The following is a 3,261-nucleotide window of genomic DNA, read 5'->3' on the forward strand; positions in this document are numbered from 1 at the left end:
GCCGGCGGCCGCGCCCGTCCCGGAGGCGCACGACCGGGAGACGCAGGCGGCCGGGCCGGCGGAGCCCGGCGCGGAGACCGCACAGGACGCGGACGCCGGGGGCGCGGCGGAGGAGCCGGCTGCGCCGGACGCCGGGGAGGCCGGAGGCGCCCCGGAGCCGCCGGCCGGGGAGCCGCCCGCCGATCCGCCCGCCGATCCGTCCGCGCCGCGGGCGACCGAGGTCGACAGCGAGCACCCGCACGTCTCCTACGTCCTGCGCGTCAACGGCGCCGAGCGGCCCGTGACCGACGCCTGGATCGGCGAGTCCCTGCTCTACGTGCTGCGCGAGCGCCTCGGCCTGGCCGGCGCCAAGGACGGCTGCTCGCAGGGGGAGTGCGGGGCGTGCTCAGTCCAGGTCGACGGACGCCTCGTCGCCTCCTGCCTGGTGCCCGCCGCCACCACCGCCGGATCCGAGATCCGCACCGTCGAGGGACTGGCCCGGGACGGCACGCCCTGCGACGTGCAGCGGGCGCTCGCCGCCTGCGGCGCCGTGCAGTGCGGCTTCTGCGTGCCCGGCATGGCGATGACCCTGCACGACCTGCTCGAGGGCAACCACGACCCGACGGAGCTGGAGACCCGCCAGGCCGTCAGCGGCAACCTCTGCCGCTGCTCCGGCTACCGGGGTGTGCTCGACGCCGTCCGCACGGTCGTCGCCGAGCGCGAGGCCGCGGCCGCCACGCTCGCCGAGGCCCGGGAGGCCGGAGCCGGAGGCCGCACCGGCGACGGCGGGGAGCGGGGCGACGGCTCCCGCGTCCACATCCCGCACCAGGCCGGACCGGCCTCGCCCCGCACCCACCACGACCCGCCGCAGGACGGAGGCGCGCAGTGAGCAGTGACGCGGTGACCGCCACCCCGGCCGGAGGAGTGCCCCTCACCGGCGCCGCCGCGGGAGCGGAGGCCGAGCAGGCGCGGTACGGACTCGGCGCCTCGCTCCAGCCCGCCGACGCCCTCGCCAAGGTCCAGGGGACCTTTCCCTACGCCGCCGACCTGTGGGCCGAGGGGCTGCTGTGGGCCGCCGTGCTGCGCTCCCCGCACCCGCACGCCCGCATCGTCTCCATCGACACCGCGCCGGCCGCCGAGATGCCCGGGGTGCGGGCCGTCATCACCCACGAGGACGTGCCCGGCGACGCCACCCACGGCCGCCGTGTCGCGGACCGGCCCGCCTTCGCCCGCGACACGGTGCGCCACTACGGCGAGCCCATCGCCGCCGTCGCAGCCGACCACCCCGACACCGCGCGGCTGGCCGCGGCCGCCATCGCGGTCGAGTACGAGGTGCTGGAGCCGGTCACCGACCCGGAGAAGGCCTTCGAGGCCGAACCCATCCACCCCGACGGCAACCTGATCCGGCACATCCCCCTGCGCTACGGCGACGAGTCCGTCACCGGAGAGGTGGTCGTCGAGGGCCTGTACCGCATCGGCCGCCAGGACCCCGCCCCCATCGGCGCCGAGGCCGGACTCGCCGTGCCGCGCACCGACGGCGGGGTGGAGATCTACACCGCCTCCACCGATCCGCACACCGACCGCGATCTGGCCGCCGCCTGCTTCGGGCTCCGCCCCGAGCAGGTCAAGGTCGTCGTCACCGGCGTCCCCGGGGCCATGGCCGACCGCGAGGACCTGAGCGTGCAGCTCCCGCTCGGCCTGCTGGCGATGCGGACCGGCTGCCCGGTCAAGCTCGCCGCCAACCGCGAGGAGTCCTTCCTCGGCCACGCCCACCGCCACCCCACCCTGCTGCGCTACCGCCACCACGCCGACTCCGAGGGCCGGCTGGTCAAGGTCGAGGCGCAGATACTGCTGGACGCCGGCGCCTACGCCGACGACTCCGCCGACGCGCTGGCCGCCGCCGTCTCCTTCGCCGCCGGCCCGTACGTGGTGCCGCACGCCGCGATCGACGGCTGGGCCGTGCGCACCAACAACCCCCCGTCGGGCCATGTGCGCGGCGAGGGCGCGATGCAGGTGTGCGCCGCGTACGAGGGCCAGATGGACAAGCTCGCCGCCAGGCTGGGCATGGACCCGGTCGAGCTGCGGATGCGCAACGTCATGGCCACCGGCGACCTGCTGCCCACCGGCCAGACCGTCACCTGCCCCGCGCCCGTGGCCGAGCTGCTGCGCGCGGTGCGCGAGGCGCCGCTGCCGCCGCTGCCCGCCGACGGCGCGGACGGCGCCCCGGGCCCGGAGGAGTGGCTGCTGCCCGGCGGCCCCGAGGGCGCCGGCGACCCGGGCGCGGTGCGGCGCGGGATCGGCTTCGCGCTGGGCATGGTCCACATGCTGGGGGCGGAGGGCACCGACGAGGTGTCCACGGCCACGGTGAAGGTCGACGGGCCCGTCGCCACGGTGATGTGCGCGGCCGTGGAGACCGGCCAGGGCTTCTCCACCCTCGCCCGGCAGATCGTCCAGGAGGTCCTCGGCGTCGAGGAGGTGCACGTCGTCGCCGTCGACACCGACCAGCCACCGGCCGGACCGGGCGCCCGCGGGCGCCACACCTGGGTCTCGGGCGGTGCGGTGGAGCGGGCCGCCAAGATGGTCCGCACCCAGCTCCTCCAGCCGCTGGCCGCGAAGTTCGGGATGTCCACCGAGCTGCTGAGCATCGCCGACGGCAAGATCACCTCCTACGACGGAGTGCTCAGCACCACCGTCGCCGAGGCGCTGGAGGGCAAGGAGCTGTGGGCCACCGCCCAGTGCCGCCCACACCCCACCGAGCCGCTGGACGACACCGGCCAGGGCGACGCCTTCGTCAGCCTGGCCTTCGCCGCGATCCGGGCCGTGGTGGACGTGGACGTGGAGCTGGGCACGGTCCGGGTGGTGGAGATGGCCGTGGCCCAGGACGTGGGCCGCGTGCTCAACCCGCAGCAGCTGCGCACCAGGATCGAGGCGGGCGTCACCCAGGGCGTCGGCGCGGCCCTCACCGAGCACCTGCGGGTCTCGCGCGGCGTGGTGCGCCACCCCGATCTGACGGCCTATCCGCTGCCGACCGCGCTGGACGCCCCGGACGTCCGGATCGTGAGGCTGGTCGAGGAGCGGGACGTGGTCGCTCCCTTCGGCGCGAAGTCGGTCAGCGCGGTGCCGGTGGTGGTCTCCCCGGCGGCGGTGGCGGCGGCGGTGCGCGCGGCGACCGGGCGCCCGGTCAACCGGCTGCCGATCCGCCCGCAGGCCGCGGTGGCCAACCCCTGACCTCCGCCGGCTCCCCGTCCGGGCGGGGGGCCCGGTTCAGGCGCGGCCCCGGCC

Annotated in this window: 2 protein-coding genes; both read left to right on the top strand. The window is 76.9% G+C overall.

The genetic code is table 11. The features are described from left to right. Positions 1 to 868: (2Fe-2S)-binding protein (locus tag ACLIYP_RS29860; protein ID WP_412716203.1), on the top strand; the 868-nt coding region annotated here is incomplete at its 5' end. Continuing rightward, positions 865 to 3,207: a xanthine dehydrogenase family protein molybdopterin-binding subunit gene (locus ACLIYP_RS29865; RefSeq protein WP_412716204.1), complete on the top strand. Its 2,343-nt coding sequence runs from the start codon at positions 865 to 867 to the stop codon at positions 3,205 to 3,207. The genes ACLIYP_RS29860 and ACLIYP_RS29865, both read left to right, overlap by 4 nt. Positions 3,208 to 3,261: the final 54 nt, after the last annotated feature.

It is taken from the genome of Streptomyces nanhaiensis, from assembly GCF_046614825.1.
GTDB lineage: Bacteria > Actinomycetota > Actinomycetes > Streptomycetales > Streptomycetaceae > Streptomyces > Streptomyces radiopugnans.